This is a genomic window from Marivita sp. NO-S04, from assembly GCF_059070475.1.
In genome coordinates this window covers 552982-574025 of sequence record NZ_CM180980.1, presented here as the reverse complement: position 1 = coordinate 574025, position 21044 = coordinate 552982, and the positions used below count along the sequence as shown (strand labels likewise).

The window sequence follows — 21044 nt, the reverse complement described above, 5'->3', positions numbered from 1 at the left end:
AGGTCCCGGTTTGCCGGGACGGTTTCCATTGCCAGGGAACTTGGCGGCCTTATAGTCGCGCAGAGGCAAAGAGGGAAGAGGCAATGCGGGTTTTGGTGCTGGCCTTGGCAGGGCTGATCACGGCGTCGATGGCATGGGCGAAAGGCGAACGCTCTGGAGTGTTCGATTATTACGTCTTGTCGCTCAGCTGGTCACCCACTTGGTGCGCCATCGAAGGCGATGCGCGTCAGTCACCCCAATGCGATGCGAATGCTGATTTCGGCTGGGTGTTGCACGGCCTCTGGCCACAGTATCATCGCGGCTGGCCGTCCTATTGCCCGACCGTCGAACGCAACCCATCGCGGGCCATGACCAATGATATGTCGGATATCATGGGCACGTCCGGTCTAGCTTGGCACCAGTGGAACAAACACGGGGTGTGCACAGGGTTGTCCGCCTCTGGGTACTACGATCTTTCGCGCCAAGCATACGACGCGATTGTCCGTCCCCCAGTGTTCCGCCAGTTGGACAAGGCGGTCAGGCTCCCGGCCAAAGTGGTCGAAGAGGCGTTCATCAAGGCCAACCCGCAGCTTGCGCCGGACATGATCACGATCACCTGCAAGGATGGGCGGATTCAGGAAGCGCGGATTTGCCTGTCAAAGTCACTGGAGCCGGTCCCTTGCGGTCGCGATGTCATCCGCGATTGCACTGCGAAAGATGCGTTGTTCGAGGCGATCCGTTGAGACGGATTATCTTGGGGCGGTCCAGCCACCGGGCAGATCGCCACGGCGCGGCTTAGGTGGTTTGATCCGTGACAGAACGGCCTCCGCGCCTTTCATCATCCGAGCAACACCAGGTGCCTTGCGAACCTGCGCTTTGACCTTTTCGATCTGCATCACATCGTCGATCCGGCGGTCAAGGAACGCCCAAGTCGCCTGATTGTCGAGCGAATCATCGCCAAGCCAGTAAAGCACAGTGGACGAATAGACCCCTGCAAGGGTTGCCCTCTTGGTGTACCAATTGATGTCGCGCGCCCCATCACCAAGCCCGGTCCAAATACAGTCCGCCGTACCCCAGATCAGCTTGGCCCCCACGGGCGCATGCATCGGGAGCGCGAAGAGTGTCACACCGCGCCGAACCGCCTCTTTATCTTCGATCAATTCAAGACGCAGTCGCACGGCCAGTGCAACCTGATCGCGGAACCGACGTTCGGACAAGTCCTGCGCAGCCAGCGCCGCCACCATCGCATCATCACCGCGACGGTGAAAGGCCGCTGCAAGATCGATTGCGCCACGCGGGAACAGTCCACGCGCCAAAGCAGGCGCCACATCCACATCGGCGATGGCTGCCTTGAAGGCGGTTTCGGACCAACCATCGAAAGGCACGTGCATGAGCGCCGCGTCAAGCAGTTCGGTGGCAATATCGCGCGACGTTTCGGTCATGGATGACACTCCGGTTCAATCAGTGTTTCATAACAACCTAGGGCGACATCCCGCCTAGCGCCACTGCGACACGATATGCTGAACGATCGCCCGATCAGGGCCACTTGGGCGAACACGTATTTGCAAACGCAAAAACGTGATGACCTTCGGAACTTCAGGGGGTTACGCCGCGTTTCGTACTTAAGATAAGTAGTGTTTTTTATCGCTCGCTTGCTCTTCAAGATCAGGAATCAACCACTCGTGACACGGCAATCCGCTGATTTTTCACTTCTTTTGATCGCAACAGGGCTACTTGTGGCGTCGTTTATCGCGTCCGCGCAAGAAGGCGACCTGTTCTTCGTCTATTTTGGCGCCGAGGACTCACCTGTCGAGACCGCCACAGCCATTCTTTTGGCGTTTTGCGGTGTTGCGCTTTGGTGGCGTGCCTTGGGCGCGCGCAGCATGGTGTCGCGCGGGGCGGTCATTCTTGGTGTTTTATATGGTCTCGTCTATGTCTGGGCCGGCGGTGAAGAAGTGTCTTGGGGTCAACGCATTTTGGGCTTTGACAGCCCCGACTATTTTCAACAGAACAACGACCAACAGGAATTCACCTTCCACAATCTGGTGATCGGGAACGTCAAGCTGGATGAGCTGATCTTTGGACCTGTGCTGTCCTACGTGATCCTTTCCTACCTCATCGTTTTGCCGCTGCTGTGGCCGCGTATTGGGTGGGTGCAGCGGTTGGTGCGTCAGATGATCATCCCGGTTCCACGACGCTATCACGCAGCATTCGCATTTGCGGTGACGGCGATTATCCCGTTTCTAGACGAAAGCCGCAGGTGGGAGGTCTACGAGTGTATTTTTGCGTTGTTGTCGCTTGCGATTTTTCTTCACCCGGCCAACTCTTTGGACGAGGACACCATGCAGCAACGCATGGCAACCGGGTGACTGGACAAACAGTCAAAGGCTTGCTATACGGCGCGCTCCTGCAAATCCTTGCAAATCCAACTTAGAAAGGTGGTGAAAACCACATGCAGGTTAGTGTTCGTGACAACAACGTCGATCAGGCGCTCCGCGCTCTGAAGAAAAAGCTGCAGCGTGAAGGCGTTTTTCGTGAAATGAAGCTCAAGCAACATTTCGAAAAGCCGTCCGAGAAAAAAGCACGCGAGAAAGCCGAAGCGATCCGCCGTGCGCGCAAACTGGCGCGTAAAAAGGCACAGCGCGAAGGTATGCTCTAAGCAGTTCTTTCCAACACGCTTTGATTTTGACAGCCCCCGGAGCCCCGCGCTTTCGGGGGTTTGTTTTTGCGGTTGCAGACTTTTGCAATATCGACAGCCCAAAGAGTTTTGAACGAACATCCTTGGGTGCCGCTGCGATGCTCAGGATTTTGTAGCAGTCTCAAAGCATGGTTTTCTGGCACGCGCGCCCATGCGTCAAAGCCCATGAAAGACTTGCCCGACTCGCTTGCACTGTGAGACCATACACCCAAGCTCGGCCTGACATTTCCGCCGAAGCTTTCGATTTCAATGAACGGCCTAATTGGATGGCCTGTGCGATCCAGCATCCGGTTTGTGCCGCCTTGTAAGAGAGGTGATTTATGACTGGAGAAAACTCCGCAACAAATGCTGCAGTTACCGTGGCAGCATTTTCGGTGGAATATGCCATCGAAGGCAGGATCAGTATGGCGGGCGGACTGTCTCGCGGTGGCGCTGCCGGGCTTGTGGTCCAACCCGTTGTCTGGGAGTTATGGCTGAATCTGGTGTCTGGGCGGTTTGAATGACGGCGGTGCATCTGGTTGGTTTGTTGTTGCGACACAAGCCACCATCCAAAGGAGCACCACCATCATGGACGACGCTACCATCATCGATTTTGCGGGTCGAGACGCCATCACGGACCCGCTGACAGACCTTCTGCGAAAAGGAGCCCGGGAATTGCTTCAGGCCGCTGTTGAAGCTGAGAGAGACGCCTTTCTCGCCGCGTTTGCTGAACGCCGGACAGCAGAAGGCCGTGCTGCGGTTGTTCGCAGCGGATATCATCCAGAGCGCGCGGTGCAGACCGGGATCGGACCGGTCACGGTGAAAGTGCCGAAGGTACGGGCGAAGGACGGCAAGCCCGTGACATTCCGCTCGGCGCTTGTGCCGCCCTACGTCCGAAAGGCCAAAACTATCGAAGCCGCGCTGCCCTGGCTCTATCTCAAGGGTATCTCGACAGGCGAAATGGGCGCGGCTCTGAAGATGCTCTTGGGCCCGGAGGCAACCGGTTTCTCTGCCAAGACAATTTCACGTTTGAAAGGCCAGTGGGCGGCGGAATACAATGATTGGCGCAAGGCCGATCTGAGCCGTGACGAGTGGGTCTATATCTGGGCGGACGGCATCTACAGCGGGCTCCGTGACACTGATGATCGGCTCTGCGTGCTCGTTGTGATCGGGGTCAACGCCCGTGGCGAGAAGCACTTTCTGGCCATTGAAGATGGCGTCCGGGAAAGCACGCAAAGCTGGCGCGAGGTGCTTCTCGGCCTCAAAGCCCGTGGGCTCGCTGCTCCGAAGCTGGCCACCGGTGACGGGGCCATGGGGTTCTGGGCGGCATTGGAAGAGGTTCTTCCAACCACGCGCCAACAGCGCTGCTGGATGCATAAAACGGGCAATGTGCTCAATTACCTCCCCAAGCGCACCCAGCCCAAGGCTAAGAAGATGCTTCACGACATCTGGCAGGCCGAGACCCGCGAGGATGCCCATGCTGCGTTCGATCTGTTCATCGAAACCTTCGAGGCGAAATATCCGAAGGCGACCGAATGCCTGATCAAGGATCGGGATGAACTGCTGACATTCTACGACTTCCCAGCCCAGCATTGGCAGAGCATCCGGACGTCAAACCCGATCGAAAGCGCGTTCGCCACGATCCGGCACCGGACCAAGCGCACCAAAGGCTGTCTCAGCCGGGACGGCATGCTTCACATGATGTTCAAACTCGGACAATGCGCTGAGCAAAGCTGGCGCAAGCTGCGCGGCTTCGTTCATCTCGCCGACGTCATCCAGGGCGTCGATTTCGTCAACGGCATCAAGCCAATAAACCAGCAGCTAACCGCCGCATGATGATCGCTTGGGCACCAGATTTGACAATAACTCGTTGTCTGGGCGGTCACCGGCAATGGCCCGGATGCGGCAGACGCGTTCATCTATGGCGTTGGTGCGGCTGGGGCTATGGCTGGCTGGATTCTTGCTGTCCCAGCCTCCGTGACCGGTATCATCAAAGCAGCGGTGGACGATTACGTGGGCGGGTTGGTTGCCGAGGCGAAGCAGGATGAACCGGAAGCGGTACGTGGCGGGATATACGGAACGGACGATTATGGCTTCTGGTCTGCCAACAACCATATCACCGCGATGACGATCGCAAGCTATGGCGGTGTGGCATGGCAACACAGAAACGGCGCCTACTTGTTCATCAAAGACGCCAGCGACACGCTGGTCTGCGACTATCATCCCAGATCATACCAGAGGATATATCGACCGGTTATCCCGCTGCGGCGCAACGGAGATCGGGTTGCGTGGACAAGCGCCGATTTTTGACTATCGAAACAGAGCTTCCCTCCCCCGTCCTGATCTGACACCTTGCGGCCAAGACGAGGACGGGAGACTCCGAGTATGGCGCAGGTCTGTGTGTTCGACGCGTATGGGACGCTGTTTGATGTGGCGGCTGCGGCACGTGTTGCAGCCGATGAACCAGGGCGCGAAGCGCTCAAAGCCGTCTGGCCGCAACTGGCCGAACACTGGCGGCTGAAACAGTTACAATACACATGGCTCCGCACCATCACAGGCCAATACACACCGTTCTGGGAGGTCACGAAAGACGGTCTGGATTGGGCGATGGAGAAGGTCGGTCTGATCGACGATCCTGAACTGCGCGAACGCTTGCTGGCGCTTTATTGGGAGCTTGCCGCATATCGCGAAGTGCCGATCATGCTGGCCCAATTGAAAGCCGCTGGAAAGCAATGCGCAATCGTCTCGAACGGCAGCAAAGACATGCTGGAAGGTGCGGTGGACAGCGCCGGGATCGGCGAATTCCTTGACGCGGTTCTGTCGGTCGAAGATGTCAGTATCTTCAAACCCTCATCGTTGGTCTATGACATGGTGGGCACGCGGTTCGGTTGCGGCAAGAAGGACATTCTCTTCGTGTCCTCGAACGGATGGGACATCGCCGGGGCCACGGGCTATGGTTTCCAGACAGTTTGGGTCAATCGCGCGGGTGATCCTGTGGACCGTCTGCCGCATCGCCCAGCCCACATACTGTCTGATCTGTCCACTATCCCGGAGCTGGCCTGATGCCCCGTTTCACAACGTCCGACGGATTGTCTCTACACTACACGGACGAGGGCGACGGTCTGCCGTTGCTGTGTTTGGCCGGCCTCACCCGTGATGGGCGCGATTTCGAATTCGTGGCCCCGCATCTTGAAGGTGTGCGTCTGATCCGTCTGGATTATCGCGGCCGAGGCCAGTCCGATTGGGGCGACCCGGCCACCTATCAAATCCCCGTCGAAGGGCGCGATGCGATCGAATTGCTGGATCATCTGGGGCTGGAAAAAGCGGCCGTGCTGGGCACGTCGCGCGGCGGTTTGATCGCAATGGTTCTGGCCGCCACGGCCAAGGATCGGCTGCTGGGAGTGGCACTCAACGACATCGGCCCCGAGATCGCTTCACAGGGGCTTGAGGTGATCAAGGATTACCTTGGCCGGCCGCCTGTTCTGAAAACCCATGCCGAAATGGCCGAAGCCCGCGCCCGTGTGCTGACCGCTTTCCAGAACGTGCCCCCAGACCGTTGGCTGCGCGAAGCTCAGATCCTGTTCAACGAAACAGAAGACGGGCTGGAGCTGACTTACGACCCCCGCCTTCGCGACGCGGTGCTAGAGGGCGGAGCGCAACCGATGCCGGATCTCTGGCCACTTTTCGATGCGATGTCAGGATTGCCGCTTGCTTGTATAAGGGGCGCGAATTCTGACCTGCTTTCGCCTGAAACCTTCGCCGAAATGAAACGCCGCCGGCCCGACATGATCGCTGTCGACGTACCGGACCGTGGCCACATCCCCTTTCTTGACGAACCCGAAAGCCTGAACGCCCTACGGCGTTGGCTGGATATGCTGAGGTAAGCTATGGACATTCAACGCATTGAGGCGGCAGCGGGTCGCCTGAAAGGTCACGCGCGGATCACGCCGCTCTTGTCTTCGCCCTTTCTGGACGAGATCGCCGGGCGGCGGGTGCTGGTCAAGGCAGAATGCCTGCAACACACCGGGAGTTTCAAATACCGCGGCGCCCGATCTGCCGTGTCGGCCCTTTCAGACGCGCAGCGCAGGAAAGGCGTGATCGCCTACTCTTCGGGCAACCATGCGCAGGGCGTTGCTTTGGCAGCAAAGCAATTCGGTGCAAGCGCGGTGATCATCATGCCGTCAGATGCCCCAAAGATGAAGATCGACAACACCCGCGCCCTCGGAGCCGAGGTGGTGCTTTACGACCGGGCAACCGAAGACCGGGATGCTATTGGCACCAAGTTGTCCGATGACCGTGGATTGACACTGATCCGCCCTTTCGATGAACCCGAAGTGATCGCGGGACAAGGCACCTGTGGACTTGAGATCGCTACACAGGCGGCAGAGTTAGGCGTGACCGAGGCCGACGTCATTGTCTGCTGTGGTGGTGGTGGTCTGACTTCCGGCATTGCGCTGGCGTTGGAGACACACGCTCCGGGCATGCGCGTGCGCCCTGCGGAACCGGAAGGGTTTGATGACGTGACGCGGTCCTTGGCGTCGGGACAGATCGAACGCAACACCGGCGGCGCGAATGGTCTCTGCGATGCAATCGTCACCCCACAACCGGGAAACATGACGTTTCCCATAATGCACCGCCTTTGTGGTCCGGGCATCGTGGTGACCGACGAAGAGGCGCAGAAAGCAATGTCGCAAGCCTTTGCCCGGCTCAAACTGGTTGCAGAACCGGGTGGCGCGGTGGCGCTGGCGGCTGCGCTCTATCACGGCGATCAAATCGACGCTGACACTGTGATCTGCACCATCTCCGGCGGCAACGTGGACCGCGCCGTGTTCCTGCACGCGCTCGATCAGTTCGGAGAAGGGTAGACGCCTCGTTATGCTGAGCGCCGATCTTGACGATATCCGCCTGCACTATCGCGTTGATGGCGACCCCGACGGTGCGCCGGTTGTATTCTCCAATTCCCTCGGCACTGATCTGCGTCTCTGGGACAAGGTTATCGCCCGTCTGCCAAAGGCCGGATTGAAATACATCCGCTATGACACGCGCGGGCATGGGCTGTCCGACGGCACGCCTCCCCCCTACGGGATGGGCACGCTGGTGCGCGATGTCGAGCGGTTGATGGACCACCTTGCCGTGAAGAATGCGGTGTTCGTTGGCCTCTCCATCGGTGGGATGACCGCCCAAGGGCTTGCGGCCAAGCGGCTGGATCTTGTGCGCGCGTTGGTGCTGTCCAACACCGCCGCCCGCATTGCCACACGCGAGATTTGGGCTCAGCGTATCGCCGATGTCGAAACCGGCGGGGTCGAGGCGCTGGCAGATGCCACGATGATCCGTTGGTTCAACCCCGCCTTTCGTGCCACGGACGAATTCCGCTTCTGGCGCAACATGATGGTCCGCACCTCGGCCGAAGGGTATATCGGGTGTTCCCATGCGATTGCAGGCACCGACTTCTACACGACGACCGCCGCGCTGCGACTTCCCACGCTGGGCATCGCAGGCAGCGAGGATGGATCGACTCCGCCTGATCTGGTGCGCGAAACCGCCGACCTCGTGCCGGGGTCGCAGTTCCATTTGATCCGCAAGGCGGGCCATTTGCCTTGCGTCGAAGCCGCGGACGAATACGCCCGTGTGCTGGCCGAGTTCCTTGCCGCACAGGCGCATTGACTGGCGAACTGTCAAGTGTAGTTTACACATTGAAGGCACACCTGCCTGATCCCGAAAGCACTGCACATGCGCCTGCCCGTCGTCTTTATCCTGATCACCGTGATGATCGACGCGATGGGGATTGGCCTGATGATCCCGGTCATGCCAGATCTAATCCGCGAGGTGACAGGCGGCGATCTGGCCAATGCAGCCCTTTGGGGCGGTGTGCTGACAACCGTGTTTGCCGTGATGCAATTCCTGTTCGGCCCGGTGATCGGCAACCTGTCGGACCGTTTCGGCAGGCGGCCAGTGCTGCTGATCTCGCTTGTGGTGATGGCAGCGGATTATGTGGTGATGGCCGTGGCGGGCAGCATTTGGCTGTTGCTGCTGGGACGGGTCGTCGGCGGCATCACTTCCGCCACGCAGGCCACCGCTTCGGCCTATATGGCCGACATCTCGGACCCAGACAAAAAGGCGCAGAATTTCGGGTTGGTGGGCGCAGCCTTTGGGCTGGGTTTCGTGATCGGACCACTGATGGGCGGCCTGCTGGGCGAATGGGGCACCCGCGCGCCTTTCTGGGCCGCAGCAGCATTGGCCGGCGCAAATGCGGTGCTGGGTTATTTCGTCTTACGCGAGACTGTAACCGACGCCATCCGGCGCCCCTTTGACTGGCGCCGCGCAAACCCGTTTGGCGCATTCCGCGCCTTGGGTGAACTGCCGGGGCTTGGTCGGCTTTTTGCGGTCTTTTTCCTCTACCAGGTTGCATTCTTCGTCTACCCGGCAGTGTGGGCCTATTACGGGCAGGCTAGGTTCGGCTGGAACACAGGTATGATCGGTCTGTCGCTGGGCCTGTTCGGGATCATGATGGCGGTGGTTCAAGGTGGTCTCATCCGCCTGATCCTCGCTCGATTGGGCGAACGCGGCACGGTGATCTACGGACTTGTTTTTGATGTGTTCGCCTTTGGCGCTTTGGCCTTTGTCACATCGGGCACCATTGCTTTGATCCTGACACCACTGGCTGCCCTTGGCGCGGTTATCACCCCTGCGCTGCAGGGCATCATGTCTAGGGCGGTTGGAGACAAGAGACAGGGCGAATTGCAAGGCGCGCTCACCTCGATCGGGGCGATCGCGATGATCATCGCTCCTTTGGTGATGACCGGGGTCTTTGCGCGATACACACGCACCGACGCCGATATCTATTTCCCCGGTGCGCCGTTCCTGTTGTCTCTGACGCTGATCCTCGTCGCCTTGGTGGTCTTTCTGGCTCCGCGCCGCAGCCCTGTCGCAGCCTGACCTATTCAGGTCGACTTCCCGCTTGCGCTTGGACTTCGACGCCCTCAGGTTGACCGCAGAACAAGGGAGACCGCATGACCCGCATCAAAGCCGCCGTCTGTACCGAATTCGGCCAACCACTACAGATCGAAGACGTTGAGTTGCGCGCGCCGCAGATGGGTGAAATCGAAGTCACTCTCGAAGCGGTGGCAATCTGTCATTCCGACATTCACTTTGCCGAAGGTGCGTGGGGCGGTGACCTGCCTGCGGTTTACGGCCACGAAGCGGCAGGTCGGATTTCAGCCTTGGGTGCATCGGTCAGTGACCTGACGGTTGGGCAGCGCGTCGTGGTCACTTTGATCCGATCCTGCGGCACCTGCGCCAATTGCGCCAGCGGCAAACCCACGATCTGCGAGGCCCCGGATACCGGCGCGTCCCCGATCACCCGCCCTGATGGCACGCAGGTCAAGAAAGCGATGGATTGCGGCGCCTTCGCAGAACGGGTGGTGGTGGACCAAAGCCAAGTGGTGCCTTTGCCCGATGACATGCCGCCTGAAGCGGTTGCGCTCATGGCGTGTGGCGTGATCACAGGCGTAGGCGCTATCGTCAACGCAGGCAAGTTGCGCGCGGGTGAAGACGTGGTGGTCATCGGCGCAGGTGGTGTCGGCCTCAACGCCATTCAGGGTGCGCGGATTGCCGGCGCTCGGCGCATCGTCGCGGTCGACATGACCGAAGACAAGCTGGAAACCGCAAAGACATTTGGCGCGACCGACGGTGTTCTCGCTACGGGCAAGGCTCCATGGAAAGAGGTCCATAAGACTTTGGGGCGCGGCGCAGACCTGATCGCGGTGACGGTTGGCGCAATCCCGGCTTACAACCAAGCGCCGCGCTACCTTGGATGGGGCGGGCGCATGGTGATGATCGGCATGCCCCATTCCGGTGCCATGGCAGAATACGAACCGGTGGTTCTGGCCTATATGGCGCAGGGCATGGTCGGCTCAAAAATGGGCGACGTGGTGATCCGCCGCGACATCCCGTGGCTGGCGGACCTTTACCGGCAGGGCCGTCTGAAGCTGGACGAACTGGTGTCAGGGCGCTGGTCGCTCGACCAGATCAACGAGGCCATCGCCGACACCAAGGCCGGCGGGGCCAAGCGCAACGTGATCCTGTTTTGACCGACCTCCGCCACAAGCGCGTTTCCGTCGACGGAAACGCGAGGATGCGTCAACGCATCCTCCGCCCACAGGAAAGGGACCGCATATGAAACTGCACGCGCTCGATGTGATCACCACCGCCCCCCCTACTCCGGGCTGGGGTGGGCGGTACTGGACACTTGTCAAGGTGACCACCGACACCGGCCTCACCGGTTGGGGCGAATGCTACGCCTCAAGCGTCGGCCCTGACGCGATGAAAGCAGTGATCGAGGACGTGTTCGACCGGCACATGCGCGGCGAGAACCCCGAGAACATCGAGCTGATGTTCCGCCGCGCCTATTCCTCGGGCTTCACCCAGCGACCCGACCTGACGGTGATGGGCGCATTCTCTGGGCTGGAGATTGCCTGCTGGGACATTCTGGGCAAGGCACGCGAACGTCCGGTCTGGGCGCTTTTGGGCGGTCAGATGACCCCCAAGGTCCGCGCCTATACCTATCTTTATCCCCTCCCCCATCACGATATCGACGGCTTTTGGACAGACCCAGACGCGCAAGCCGAAGCTGCGGCCTTCTACCTGAAACAGGGCTTTACAGCCCTGAAATTCGACCCGGCTGGCCCCTACACCCTGCGCGGGGGCCACCAACCGGCGCTAACCGACATCGCGCTCTCGGTCGAGATGTGCAAAGCCATTCGCGCAGCGGTGGGGAACAAGGCCGACTTGCTTTTCGGCACGCATGGCCAGTTCACCACTTCGGGCGCGATCCGTTTGGGACAGGCAATCGAACCCTATCTGCCGCTGTGGTACGAAGAGCCTATTCCGCCCGACAATCTGCTCGAATTCGCCGAGGTGGCGCGTGCTGTTCGCATCCCCATCGCGACAGGCGAACGTCTGACCACAAAGGCCGAGTTCGCGACGCTACTGCGCACAGGAGGGGCAAAGATCCTGCAACCCGCCTTGGGTCGCGCGGGCGGCATCTGGGAGATGAAAAAGCTGTCTGGTATGGCCGAAGCTTTCAACGCCGAGATGGCGCCACATCTTTACGCAGGCCCAGTCGAGTGGGCCGCCAATGTGCACCTGTGCACGTCGATCCCCAATGTGCTGCTGGCTGAGAGTATCGAAACGCCATTTCACGCGGCGTTGATCCGCAACACGATCCGGGTGGAAAACGGGTTTATCACGGCGCCCGACACACCTGGTCTGGGAATAGACGTAGACGAAGATCTGGCACGGGCCCATCCCTTCACAGGAACTGGCCTGCACCTGCAAATGCAGGAAGCGCCATGTGACTATAAGAACGGCAATGCATTCACAGGCGGCGCACCAACGCCCGTCACACAGACAGAACCGTGATAATTCTTTGAAACCCTCCCCGCTTCGGTGTTAAAAGCTCGGGGGTTACTGGGGGTTCTCCGATGAATGATACGAGTGTTGCGCCAGATGCCGCACAAGACATGGCCCAAAGCGCAGCGCAGGCATCTGCGTATCTCAAGACGCTTGCCCATGAGGGTCGGTTGATGATCCTCTGCCACCTTGGCGTGGGCGAAAAGTCTGTGGGTGAGTTGGAAGCTCTGCTCAATATCCGGCAGGCAGCAGTAAGCCAGATGCTCGCCCGGTTGCGTGACGAGCAGCTGGTCAAGACCCGGCGTGATGGCAAGACCATCTACTATAGCCTGAACGACGACAACACCGCGCGTCTGATCGCGCATTTGCATGGGATGTTCTGCGGATCGTGACGCGACCTGACACCGCCTTTTCCGGCCCCGAGCTTTGCGCGAAATCCGCGCGTGATGTGATCTCCCTTCTTCGCAAAGGCGAGGTGACGACGGACGATCTCATCACTGCCAGCGTGACACGCATGGATCAGGTGGAAGCCGCCGTGAACGCCGTGGTCACCCGTTGCCCGGACCGCGCGCGTGCTGCAACTGCCCCCAAAGACAGCCTTTTGGCCGGACTGCCCATTGGCATCAAGGATCTCAACCCAGTCGAAGGCGTCCGCACAACTTTCGGCACAAAAGGCATGGCCGACCACGTGCCCACCGCGTCAGACCCGCTGGTGCTGCGGCTGGAAGAGCGCGGTGGCGTGGTGCTAGGCAAGACCAACACACCCGAGATGGGCGCCGGGGCCAATACCTTCAACGCTGTCTTCGGGGCCACTCGCAACCCATGGGACACACGGATGAACGCCGCCGGATCGTCAGGGGGCGCTGCAGTATCGCTCGCCACCGGAGAGCTGTGGTTGAGCCATGGCTCGGATTTTGGCGGCAGCCTGCGTAGCCCGGCGAATTACTGTGGCATCGTCGGTTTACGCCCCTCGCCCGGTGTTGCGGGCGGCAGTTCGGCCCACCTTGGCTTTACCAATGGCGGCGTCGACGGCCCGATGGCACGTGACGTTATGGACTGCGCGCTCTTCCTCGACGCGATGGCAGGCTACGATCCGATCTGGCCGATTTCCTTCCCTGCTCCCGAGACCTCATACTTTGAGACCGCGGGCCGCGACGCAGGCAATATCCGCATCGCCTACACGCCCGATCTCAACGGCTTTGCCGCCGTCACATCCGAAATCGACACGGTGCTCCGTGGCGCACTCGACAGCCTGCGCCTGCCAAATGTCACCGTTGAGGACCACTGTCCCGACCTGCCCAGGCTGGACGAAACCTTCCGCGCCCTGCGCTGCATGTCCTTCATGGGCAGTTATCAGGTCACGCCTGACAGCGTGACAAAGCACTACAAGGACACGATCAAGGGCAATCTCGCGGATGCCCGCGCAATGACCTTTGACGATTACGTGCTGGCAGAGCGCGACCGAGCCGCGATCTACAACACCATGGCGGCCTTCTTTCAGACCCACGATGTGCTCGCCTGCCCGGTCAATGGACTCGCCCCTCTGCCGGTCGAGATCGAATACCCGACAGAGGTCGCCGGTCGTCCGATGCGCGACTATATCGATTGGCTGCAATTTGCCTTCCTTGCCACCGTGGCAGGCCTTCCTGCGCTGTCTCTGCCCGTTGGGTTTACGCCCTCCGGCATGCCGGTCGGCCTACAACTGGTCGGCCCCCCACGCGGCGAAGCGCGGCTGTTACAAGTGGCGCACACGCTGGAACAGACCCTGCATCTTCCGGTCACCCTGATTGACCCGATCGTCCGTTAACGCGCCAGACGGTAGCTGAGGGCGGCATGGATGACCTGTCGCAACGCCGCCTCGGGGAAGGCGGTGTCCTGCGCAACCAAAACAGCGCGGTTGCCTTCGAACTGAAGGTCCGCCGCCAAAATGGATCGGGCGTCGGATACTACTCTGGTCTGGCAATGTACGAACAGAGCGGGAATGCCGGTATTCGTCACACCCAAACGCAGGGGCGTGCCGGTCGAAACCGCATAGGACGGCTGTCCCCACTTAAGCGTTTCGCTCACATCACCCGCGCCGGGCACCGTGCTTGCGACATCAAAGATCACTCCTCGCAGCCGCACTAAAACGAGACGCGCAGAATTGGGGAGCGTATCCAAGGCAGCCAAAATATCGTCCGGGATGGCAGGCGTTTGCGTCATGTCCCAGCATGACACGTCCATACCCAATGGCGTCAAGCCTGCGTTGGGCGCAAAGCTACAAAGCTCTGCTTCTCTTTTTCAAAAATATGCAAAAAAAACGCGCGCCACAGGCGCGCGTTGGTCGGATCGGCACAGCCGATCCGACCAAGCTTAGTCCGCAACCTCCCACCGGTTGGCGAAATTCCCCAGAACATGGCCCACATCTTCGGAACCCGCCCCGTGTAAATCCACCTGCGCCACCAGCCCACGGGTCTTGTCGTCAACCACCGAGACGACCCGCGCGGGGCAACCTACCTTGTCCAATGCGGCATTGAACACCCGCGTGATGGCGTGTTTGCGCAGATCAGGCTTGAACACCTTTCCCACAGCCGTCTTGGGCAATTCGTCGAGGATCGTCATGTGTTTCGGGACTGCTGCGCGCTCGTGGACATGCACTTTGCAATGCTCCAACAATTCGACCTCAGTCACGCTGGCACCATCGACCAGTTCGACAAAGGCGCACGGCAACTCGCCAGCACGTTCGTCGGGTTGACCAATCGCCCCCGCAAAGGCCACGGCCGGATGCGCCAACAGCGCCTCTTCGATCTCGGCCGGATCGATGTTGTGCCCTCCGCGGATGATCAGGTCCTTCGCGCGTCCGGTGATCCAGAGATAGCCATCCGCGTCGATGCGGCCCAGATCGCCTGTGCGCAAATGGGTGTCGTAATAGAAAAGATCAGCGTTCTTGGCTGCCTCGGTATAGGTATGACCGGCAAAGACCCCCGGGTTCGATACGCAGATCTCCCCGATTTCGTCCACGTCGCATTCTACAACGGACGCGTTCTTCTGGGTCAGGATTCGCACATTCGTATAAGGGAAGGGAATCCCGACGGAGCCCACCTTCTTGATACCATCCGGAGGATTGCAGGACACAAGGCAAGTCGCCTCAGTCAGACCATAGCCTTCAACGACTCTGACCCCGCAGGCCTTCTCGAACCGGTGGAACAGTTCCAGCGGCAACGGTGACGACCCGGAAAACGCAGTCTTGATGGTCGAGATATCGGCATCCACCGGACGCTGCATCATCGCGGACATCGCGGTCGGTACGGTGATCACAAAGGTGGTCTTCCAACGCGCGCAAAGCTTCCAGAAATTGTCGAAGACACCCTCGCCCCGATACCCTTGCGGGGTTGGAAACACCGTATGCGCGCCGGATACGACCGAGGCCATAAGTATCACATGGCAAGCAAAGACGTGGAACAAAGGCAATGGGCACATGATACTGTCTTGCTCCGTGAACAAGAGCTTGTTGCCCAGCCAGCCGTTGTAGATCATGCCGGAATATTTGTGCTGCGCGACCTTGGGCATGCCGGTGGTGCCGCCGGTATGGAAATAGGCCGCCACTCGATCATCCGCGCTATCGGCGAAGTCGAGCGTGGTGTTCTGCTTTTTCAACTCTGCATTGAAGCTTAGAACATCGGCATGATGACCGCCGGGATTCTTTGGCCGCACCAGTGGCACGATCCATGATTTCGGCGGTGTGAGGTATCGGTTCAGATCGACCTCCAGCACCGTGTGGACCTTTGGCGCATGGCGGCAGGCCTCGGCCACTTTTTGTGGAACATCGGTCTTGGGAAACGCTTTAAGAGTGACGACAACCTTGGCTTCAGTTTCGCGCAGGATCGCGGCGATCTGTTCCGGCTCCAAGAGTGGATTGATCGGATTGGCGATGCCGGCAATTGCACCACCCAGCAAGGTTAAAATCGTTTCGGTACTGTTGGGCAGCACATAGGCAACCACGTCATTTTCTCCGACCCCGAGCTTGCGAAACAGGTTGGCGGCCTGAACGGTCCGTGCCAACAACTGTGACCATGTCAGGGTTTCGGCTTTGTCCTTTGGGCCCGAAAGCAGTTGGAAACTGGCGGCAGGACGGTTCGGGAACGCAGCCGCCGTCTTACTCAACTGGCCATAGAGCGTGGCCGGCACATCCCTGTCTGCCCAAGGCATTTCATTCTCAATCGCGTTGCGGTCCTCGAAACTCGCAAACGTCATGGCGTCCCCTCCCCTGTGTCAGTCTGCGCCTGCGCACGTGAGCGCTGGCACGCCTGTTTAGCGGATATTTCGGCAAAACAAGACACCCCGACGCTACGACAGACTGCCTGTGACGCTGCGTTCCGATGCCAAGATCAAGCTTTGGCTCTCAGTTTCCACCGCATTTGCCTCTCTATTTCGAGTGGTCACGGATCAGTTTTGATTTTTTGCACACGTTTGCAAAGAATTCTTGCCAAACCGCGAACCCTATGGCTTGGTGGGGTGGTCGACCGCAAATCCGATCTTTGCGCAGGGGGAAACCATGGCGGAAATCCAGCTCAGGAACGTCAACAAACGTTGGGGCAGCTTCGTCGGCGTCGACAATTTCAATTTGACGATTCCCGACAAAGAATTCCTTGTTCTGCTCGGACCATCGGGCTGCGGCAAGACAACGACCATGCGGATGATCGCCGGGCTTGAGGACATCACAGACGGCGAAATCGCCATTGACGGCAAGGTGGTGAACAGCCTTGACCCCAAAGATCGCGACGTTGCGATGGTGTTCCAATCTTACGCGCTTTACCCCAACATGAACGTCTACGAGAACATTCGCTTTCCACTCAAGGTACGCGGCATCGACCCCTCCACTCATGACGCCAAGGTGCGCCGAGCAAGCGCGATGGTCGAGCTTGACGATTTTCTGCACCGCAAGCCCGCCGAACTGTCAGGTGGCCAGCGCCAACGCGTGGCGCTGGCCCGCGCGATTGTCCGCGAACCCAACGTGTTCCTGATGGATGAACCATTGTCGAATCTCGACGCCAAACTGCGCGTCAGCACCCGCGCCCAGATCAAGAACCTGAGCCATGAACTTGCGGTGACGACGATCTACGTGACCCATGACCAAATCGAAGCGATGACGCTGGCCGACCGCGTCGTGGTCATGGAGAAAGGCATCGTCCAACAGGTCGGCAGTCCGACCGAGATTTACGACCGCCCCGCAAATATGTTCGTCGCCAGTTTCATCGGCAACCCAGCGATGAACCTGATCAATGGCGACATTCAAAACGGTATCTTCGAGGCACGCGACACGCGCATCCCCGGACTGTCTGCCGCCAACGGCAAGACCACACTGGGTTTCCGCGCCGAAGATGCGTCGCTTGCTGCCGCTGGCGAGGGCCAGATCACCGCGCCGATCTACACGCTCGAACTTTTGGGTGACGCCACAATGATCTCGGTTCGGATCGGCCAGGCGCTGGTTGCCGTCAAGGCCGACAAAACCTTCCGGGCCGAAATCGGAGACCCGATTTCGATCCGCGTTCCACCCGAGATTTGCCACCTGTTTTCCACGGACACAGGACAGCGCATCGACGGCTGAACAATCACGGGATTCCCGGCTCAACCGGGAGACAGAGATGCGCGCTTGCACAGCGCATCCAGACACACAGGGAGACCAAGATGAACCTTAGACATATCCTGATGACAGGCTCTTTCCTCGTTGCGGCGAGTGCCACCACAACCATGGCCGCCGATTGCGGCATCGACAGCGGACGGCTCAGCATCGTCGGCAACGAATTCCCCGCAATTCAGACAGTCGCGCGCAATGCGCAGGCTTGCGATGGCCTTTCCGAGGCCAAGGCGAACCTCACCGCCGACCACCAGAAGATCAATCTTGCCGGTATGCAGGGTAATCCGGCAGAATACACAACCGCGATTGTCGCCAACTCGTCTATCGTGGCACTGATGAACGAAGACGTGATCCGCCCGCTTGATGATCTGGTTGCCGCATACGGGCAGGACATCCCGAAAAACCAGCTCATCACAATCAACGGTCAGGTTATGGCCGTGGCCTTCATGGCGAACGCGCAGCACCTCGTCTATCGCAAGGACATCCTTGAACAGATTGGCATGGAACCGCCGAAAACCTACGAAGACATGATCGCCACAGCCGAGAAAATCCGCGCCGAGGGCATTCTCGAATACCCACTGGGCGGTGCGTACATGGCGGGCTGGAACCTCGCGCAGGAATTCGTGAACATGTATATCGGCCATGGCGGGGATTTCTATGAACCCGGCACGGCGCAGGTCTCGATCAACAACGAGGCGGGTCTGGCCACGCTTGAGATGCTCAAGTCACTGAGCGCTTACATGAATCCCGATTACCTGACCCACGATTCCAACGCCACGAGCGCAGAGTGGGAAGCAGGCAATGTCGCGCTCATGAACATGTGGGGATCGCGCACAGGGGTTCTTATGGACGCCGAAGGCTCCACCCCCGAGGTCTATGAAAACACCATGGTCGGCGCGCCGATGACCGTCGCTGGCGGCGATTCGCCTGCATCCACCCTGTGGTGGGACGGCTGGACCGTCGCCAAGAACATCAGCGACGAAGACGCGGCTGCGACCTTCAAAGCCATGAAGCACGGTATCAGCTCGGCGATCCTGAACGACGAGACAATGGGCCAGGCTGTTTGGATGATCGAAGGCTACCAACCTGCACCGGTCAATGAAGGTGTGTTCTCGGCGATCTCAATGCAGACCACGCCCTACCCGATGCTGCCGCATCATGGTCTGCTGCACACTGCGTTGGGCGACAACATCGCAGACTTCTTGCAAGGCAAGGAAAGCGCAGAGCAGGCTCTGTCAGACATCGAAGCGGCTTATATGACCGCAGCCAAGGAAAAAGGCTTTGTGAACTAAGCCGTCTATCGCGCGGGGGACTACGGTTTCCCCCGCGCAGCTTTGACCGTTCCAACCTCGCGGGTGTGATCTGATGAAACACAGTGCGTTTTTCTGGTTTGTCCTGCCTTCGGCGGTCGCCATGCTGTTGTTCATCTTCTTTCCCATCGTGTCGGTCGTTGTCCAATCGCTGCATTCCGCGCATGAGCAGGTCATCATCGAAGTGGAAAACTGCGGGCCCTTCGGCTGCACCACAGCCACCGCCATTGACCAAGAGGCCACCGCTGCGCTGCGTGAAGATCAACCCCTCGGTCGGTTTGCCGGTCTGGAAATTTACAAGGACCGTAATCACCTTGCCACCGCCCAGATCGGTCCGCTTTGGGAGCAAAGCACCGGGATAGGGGACTTCATCGGCAAACTGATGAACCTGCCCTTCTATAAGGCGATGGGCTTTACCCTGACCTTTACCTTCGTGGTCACGCCACTGACGATCATCTTCGGCTTCGTTATTGCCGTGGCCGTTAACAGCGCCGCCCGCGCCATTCGTGGCCCGCTGATCTTTTTCTCACTGCTGCCGATGATGGTCACGCCGCTGATCGGCTCACTCATCCTGTTCTGGATGGTCGATGCGCGCGGCATCCTCGGCACCGCCCTGCGCTGGCTCGCCGATGATCCCAGCCTGTCGGTCAAGGCCGATACCGGGCTGATGTGGGTCATGCTCATGGTGTATGGCGTCTGGCACTCCGCGCCCTTTGCATTCATCGTCTACTATGCCGGACTGCAAACCGTGAACACCGACACGCTTGAAGCGGCCCGCATCGACGGCGCAAGCCGGTGGCAGCGAATCCGCCACGTCGTGATCCCGCATCTCTTGCCGCTGACCACCTTCATCGCGCTGATGCAGCTGATGGACAATTTCCGGGTGTTCGAGCCCATTGTGAGCTTCAACGCCAGCGCCCATGCCACCTCACTGAGTTGGGCGATCTACAATGATCTGGGCGGCGAGACACAGCAGCTTAGCTCGGCTGCAGCGACCTCGGTTCTGACTATCATTGGCGTCGCCATCCTTTTGTCACCGGTATTGATCCGCACCTATCGCGACTACGGCAAAGCGGCCTGAGGAGAACGACAATGGCAAGCCAAGTTCAGAAACGCCCCGTTCTTCTTCAAACCGTCCTTGTGTGCATCTTGATCCTCTGGATGATCGCCGCCGCCTTTCCGTTCTTCTGGACACTGTGGGGATCGTTCAAGGTCGAGGGAGATTTCTTTTCGCTTGCCGACTGGACCAACGTCCTGACCGGCGAGATGACCACCCGCGAAACCGGCGACGCCTTTACCGCCGAGGGCTATACTGGGGCATGGGTGCAAGAAGAGTTCTGGAAAGCCGCGTGGAATTCGACGTTGGTGTGCCTTTTTGTCGTGACCATCTCTCTTACCTTGGGCACCTTGGGCGGTTACGCGCTGGCCCGATCCACCTACCGCTATGCCTTTTGGTTTCTGCTCATCGCGCTGATTTTCCGCGCCATGCCGCCGATCACGCTGGTCTCAGGTTACCTGCCGGTGTTCTTCCAGTGGAACATCTGGGGGCACCTGCCAACGGCCATCATCGTGCTGGTGGCCATCAACCAGCCCTTCACGCTGTGGATGTTGCATTCCTTCTTCAAGAACATTCCGCAAGACCTTGATGAGTCCGCAATGGTCGATGGCTGCACCCGGTTTCAGGCCTTCCGCCACGTGATCATCCCAGTGATGTGGCCCGGCGTGATCACCACAGGGCTTTTCAGCTTTCTTCTTGCCTATAACGACTTCGCAGTGACCGCGATGATCCTCGACAAGCAGAACCAGACCATGGTGCCAAAAATCGCGTCTTTCCTGGGTACCACGCAGACCAAGGGAAATGTCATGTTTGCCGTGGCTGCCGTGGTCTCGACCACTGCGCCATTGTTCCTGCTGATTATGTTCTTCCAGCGCCAGATCGTATCGGGCCTAACCGCCGGAGCGGTCAAAGGTTAAGTCCTGATCGTCTCTGTGTCGCAAATACCTCAGGGCAGTCGCCGAAAAGGCGACAGGCGCAGCGCCCCCGCTTTGC

General features: G+C 59.4%; 22 protein-coding genes. 19 read left to right on the top strand and 3 right to left on the bottom strand.

The genetic code is table 11. The annotated features are described in order from the left end of the window. Window positions 1–83 precede the first annotated feature (83 nt). The gene (locus tag ACK3EW_RS02990; protein ID WP_439119837.1) at window positions 84–722 is read left to right on the top strand and encodes a ribonuclease T2 family protein; all 639 of its coding nucleotides are present in this window, start codon (window positions 84–86) and stop codon (window positions 720–722) included. A gap of 6 nt (window positions 723–728) precedes the next feature. On the opposite strand, the gene ACK3EW_RS02985 is transcribed toward ACK3EW_RS02990, so the two are convergent. Beyond that, window positions 729–1421: a COQ9 family protein gene (locus ACK3EW_RS02985; protein WP_493808389.1), complete on the bottom strand. Its 693-nt coding sequence runs from the start codon at window positions 1419–1421 to the stop codon at window positions 729–731. A 240-nt stretch (window positions 1422–1661) separates the two neighbouring features. On the opposite strand from ACK3EW_RS02985, the gene ACK3EW_RS02980 reads away from it, so the two are divergent. The 14 genes from ACK3EW_RS02980 (at window position 1662) to ACK3EW_RS02915 (ending at window position 13874) form a co-directional block, all read left to right on the top strand. Further along, the gene (locus ACK3EW_RS02980) at window positions 1662–2348 is read left to right on the top strand and encodes a hypothetical protein (RefSeq protein ID WP_493808388.1); all 687 of its coding nucleotides are present in this window, start codon (window positions 1662–1664) and stop codon (window positions 2346–2348) included. 83 nt (window positions 2349–2431) lie between these two features. Further along, window positions 2432–2638 (top strand): 30S ribosomal protein S21, encoded by a 207-nt coding sequence (rpsU, locus tag ACK3EW_RS02975; protein WP_008207378.1) that lies wholly within the window; start codon window positions 2432–2434, stop codon window positions 2636–2638. A gap of 359 nt (window positions 2639–2997) precedes the next feature. Next, on the top strand, window positions 2998–3180 hold the full coding sequence (locus ACK3EW_RS02970; protein WP_493808387.1) for a hypothetical protein: 183 nt from the start codon (window positions 2998–3000) through the stop codon (window positions 3178–3180). Window positions 3181–3244: 64 nt separating this feature from the next. Continuing rightward, window positions 3245–4492 (top strand): IS256 family transposase, encoded by a 1248-nt coding sequence (locus tag ACK3EW_RS02965; protein WP_493807118.1) that lies wholly within the window; start codon window positions 3245–3247, stop codon window positions 4490–4492. A 108-nt stretch (window positions 4493–4600) separates the two neighbouring features. After that, window positions 4601–4966: a hypothetical protein gene (locus ACK3EW_RS02960; protein ID WP_493808386.1), complete on the top strand. Its 366-nt coding sequence runs from the start codon at window positions 4601–4603 to the stop codon at window positions 4964–4966. Window positions 4967–5041: 75 nt separating this feature from the next. Beyond that, window positions 5042–5719: a haloacid dehalogenase type II gene (locus ACK3EW_RS02955; protein ID WP_493808385.1), complete on the top strand. Its 678-nt coding sequence runs from the start codon at window positions 5042–5044 to the stop codon at window positions 5717–5719. After that, complete coding sequence (locus ACK3EW_RS02950; protein ID WP_493808384.1) at window positions 5719–6540, top strand: alpha/beta fold hydrolase; 822 nt, start codon at window positions 5719–5721, stop codon at window positions 6538–6540. The genes ACK3EW_RS02955 and ACK3EW_RS02950 overlap by 1 nt, the downstream gene beginning before the upstream one ends. A 3-nt stretch (window positions 6541–6543) precedes the next feature. Beyond that, window positions 6544–7521 (top strand): threonine ammonia-lyase, encoded by a 978-nt coding sequence (locus ACK3EW_RS02945; protein WP_493808383.1) that lies wholly within the window; start codon window positions 6544–6546, stop codon window positions 7519–7521. Window positions 7522–7531: 10 nt separating this feature from the next. After that, window positions 7532–8320 (top strand): 3-oxoadipate enol-lactonase, encoded by a 789-nt coding sequence (gene pcaD, locus ACK3EW_RS02940; protein ID WP_493808382.1) that lies wholly within the window; start codon window positions 7532–7534, stop codon window positions 8318–8320. A gap of 66 nt (window positions 8321–8386) precedes the next feature. Continuing rightward, window positions 8387–9592: a TCR/Tet family MFS transporter gene (locus ACK3EW_RS02935; protein ID WP_493808381.1), complete on the top strand. Its 1206-nt coding sequence runs from the start codon at window positions 8387–8389 to the stop codon at window positions 9590–9592. A 74-nt stretch (window positions 9593–9666) separates the two neighbouring features. After that, a complete protein-coding gene (locus tag ACK3EW_RS02930) occupies window positions 9667–10746 on the top strand; it encodes an alcohol dehydrogenase catalytic domain-containing protein (protein WP_493808380.1) in 1080 nt (359 codons plus the stop codon). An 85-nt stretch (window positions 10747–10831) separates the two neighbouring features. Beyond that, the gene (locus tag ACK3EW_RS02925) at window positions 10832–12076 is read left to right on the top strand and encodes a mandelate racemase/muconate lactonizing enzyme family protein (RefSeq protein ID WP_493808379.1); all 1245 of its coding nucleotides are present in this window, start codon (window positions 10832–10834) and stop codon (window positions 12074–12076) included. A 62-nt stretch (window positions 12077–12138) separates the two neighbouring features. Continuing rightward, window positions 12139–12459 carry an ArsR/SmtB family transcription factor gene (locus ACK3EW_RS02920; RefSeq protein WP_439119826.1) on the top strand — a complete coding sequence of 107 codons (321 nt, stop codon included), beginning with the start codon at window positions 12139–12141 and terminating at the stop codon, window positions 12457–12459. Next, complete coding sequence (locus ACK3EW_RS02915) at window positions 12456–13874, top strand: amidase (protein ID WP_493808378.1); 1419 nt, start codon at window positions 12456–12458, stop codon at window positions 13872–13874. The genes ACK3EW_RS02920 and ACK3EW_RS02915 overlap by 4 nt, the downstream gene beginning before the upstream one ends. Here ACK3EW_RS02915 and ACK3EW_RS02910 read toward each other — a convergent pair. Both ACK3EW_RS02910 and ACK3EW_RS02905 read right to left on the bottom strand, forming a co-directional pair. Further along, a complete protein-coding gene (locus tag ACK3EW_RS02910) occupies window positions 13871–14269 on the bottom strand; it encodes a DUF1801 domain-containing protein (protein ID WP_493808377.1) in 399 nt (132 codons plus the stop codon). The genes ACK3EW_RS02915 and ACK3EW_RS02910 overlap by 4 nt on opposite strands. Window positions 14270–14419: 150 nt before the next feature. After that, entirely contained in the window at window positions 14420–16300 is a 1881-nt protein-coding gene (locus tag ACK3EW_RS02905) for an acyl-CoA synthetase (RefSeq protein ID WP_493808376.1), read from the bottom strand. A gap of 301 nt (window positions 16301–16601) precedes the next feature. Here ACK3EW_RS02905 and ACK3EW_RS02900 point away from each other — a divergent pair, with 301 nt between their 5' ends. The 4 genes from ACK3EW_RS02900 to ACK3EW_RS02885 all read left to right on the top strand — a co-directional run bounded on the left by ACK3EW_RS02900 (window position 16602) and on the right by ACK3EW_RS02885 (window position 20968). Continuing rightward, window positions 16602–17654, top strand: a complete 1053-nt coding sequence (locus tag ACK3EW_RS02900; RefSeq protein WP_493808375.1) for an ABC transporter ATP-binding protein — start codon at window positions 16602–16604, stop codon at window positions 17652–17654. An 80-nt stretch (window positions 17655–17734) separates the two neighbouring features. Then, window positions 17735–18976 (top strand): ABC transporter substrate-binding protein, encoded by a 1242-nt coding sequence (locus ACK3EW_RS02895; RefSeq protein ID WP_493808374.1) that lies wholly within the window; start codon window positions 17735–17737, stop codon window positions 18974–18976. 73 nt (window positions 18977–19049) lie between these two features. Beyond that, on the top strand, window positions 19050–20075 hold the full coding sequence (locus ACK3EW_RS02890) for a carbohydrate ABC transporter permease (protein WP_493808373.1): 1026 nt from the start codon (window positions 19050–19052) through the stop codon (window positions 20073–20075). Window positions 20076–20086: 11 nt separating this feature from the next. Continuing rightward, on the top strand, window positions 20087–20968 hold the full coding sequence (locus tag ACK3EW_RS02885) for a carbohydrate ABC transporter permease (protein WP_493808372.1): 882 nt from the start codon (window positions 20087–20089) through the stop codon (window positions 20966–20968). Window positions 20969–21044: the final 76 nt, after the last annotated feature.

Bases quoted from the DNA above. Each gene is read 5' to 3' on its own strand.
- ACK3EW_RS02905 (WP_493808376.1), bottom strand. From the start codon at position 16,300: ATGACGTTTGCGAGTTTCGAGGACCGCAACGCGATTGAGAATGAAATG.
- ACK3EW_RS02895 (WP_493808374.1), top strand. From the start codon at position 17,735: ATGAACCTTAGACATATCCTGATGACAGGCTCTTTCCTCGTTGCGGCG.
- ACK3EW_RS02945 (WP_493808383.1), top strand. From the start codon at position 6,544: ATGGACATTCAACGCATTGAGGCGGCAGCGGGTCGCCTGAAAGGTCAC.
- ACK3EW_RS02950 (WP_493808384.1), top strand. From the start codon at position 5,719: ATGCCCCGTTTCACAACGTCCGACGGATTGTCTCTACACTACACGGAC.
- ACK3EW_RS02930 (WP_493808380.1), top strand. From the start codon at position 9,667: ATGACCCGCATCAAAGCCGCCGTCTGTACCGAATTCGGCCAACCACTA.
- ACK3EW_RS02955 (WP_493808385.1), top strand. From the start codon at position 5,042: ATGGCGCAGGTCTGTGTGTTCGACGCGTATGGGACGCTGTTTGATGTG.
- ACK3EW_RS02890 (WP_493808373.1), top strand. From the start codon at position 19,050: ATGAAACACAGTGCGTTTTTCTGGTTTGTCCTGCCTTCGGCGGTCGCC.
- ACK3EW_RS02960 (WP_493808386.1), top strand. From the start codon at position 4,601: ATGGCTGGCTGGATTCTTGCTGTCCCAGCCTCCGTGACCGGTATCATC.
- ACK3EW_RS02990 (WP_439119837.1), top strand. From the start codon at position 84: ATGCGGGTTTTGGTGCTGGCCTTGGCAGGGCTGATCACGGCGTCGATG.
- ACK3EW_RS02965 (WP_493807118.1), top strand. From the start codon at position 3,245: ATGGACGACGCTACCATCATCGATTTTGCGGGTCGAGACGCCATCACG.
- ACK3EW_RS02910 (WP_493808377.1), bottom strand. From the start codon at position 14,269: ATGACGCAAACGCCTGCCATCCCGGACGATATTTTGGCTGCCTTGGAT.
- ACK3EW_RS02985 (WP_493808389.1), bottom strand. From the start codon at position 1,421: ATGACCGAAACGTCGCGCGATATTGCCACCGAACTGCTTGACGCGGCG.
- ACK3EW_RS02935 (WP_493808381.1), top strand. From the start codon at position 8,387: ATGCGCCTGCCCGTCGTCTTTATCCTGATCACCGTGATGATCGACGCG.
- ACK3EW_RS02920 (WP_439119826.1), top strand. From the start codon at position 12,139: ATGAATGATACGAGTGTTGCGCCAGATGCCGCACAAGACATGGCCCAA.
- pcaD (WP_493808382.1), top strand. From the start codon at position 7,532: ATGCTGAGCGCCGATCTTGACGATATCCGCCTGCACTATCGCGTTGAT.
- ACK3EW_RS02885 (WP_493808372.1), top strand. From the start codon at position 20,087: ATGGCAAGCCAAGTTCAGAAACGCCCCGTTCTTCTTCAAACCGTCCTT.
- ACK3EW_RS02970 (WP_493808387.1), top strand. From the start codon at position 2,998: ATGACTGGAGAAAACTCCGCAACAAATGCTGCAGTTACCGTGGCAGCA.
- ACK3EW_RS02925 (WP_493808379.1), top strand. From the start codon at position 10,832: ATGAAACTGCACGCGCTCGATGTGATCACCACCGCCCCCCCTACTCCG.
- ACK3EW_RS02900 (WP_493808375.1), top strand. From the start codon at position 16,602: ATGGCGGAAATCCAGCTCAGGAACGTCAACAAACGTTGGGGCAGCTTC.
- rpsU (WP_008207378.1), top strand. From the start codon at position 2,432: ATGCAGGTTAGTGTTCGTGACAACAACGTCGATCAGGCGCTCCGCGCT.